Source organism: Pseudomonas hunanensis, from assembly GCF_013393325.1.
Lineage (GTDB): Bacteria > Pseudomonadota > Gammaproteobacteria > Pseudomonadales > Pseudomonadaceae > Aquipseudomonas > Aquipseudomonas putida_P.
In genome coordinates, this window is sequence record NZ_QJRC01000004.1 from 1 (window position 1) to 255 (window position 255).

The 255-nt window shown below is 60.0% G+C and carries 1 protein-coding gene; it reads left to right on the forward strand.

Annotation, left to right across the window (positions count from 1 at the left end):
* The coding region (locus tag DM807_RS00020; protein ID WP_179026915.1) for an immunoglobulin-like domain-containing protein at nt 1-255 on the forward strand (255 nt) is incomplete at both ends.

Here is a 255-nt window from a genome sequence, read left to right on the forward strand (position 1 = left end):
GCAACAATGCCACGGTCACCATCAAGGCTGGGGAGACCAGTGCGCCGTACGAGCACGCTGCACAAGGTGACGACGTCTACCAAGACGCTGGCGAAATCAGCCTGGGCATCAAGTCGGCGGTGGACGCTACGGGCGCTACCTTCGAGAACCTGCAGTTGGGTGGTGATGCTTCGGTCAAAGTGACCGACACCATCGACGAAGTGGTAGCCAAACTGACCGCAACGCCTTCGGTCACCGAAGGCGGCGAGATCACTT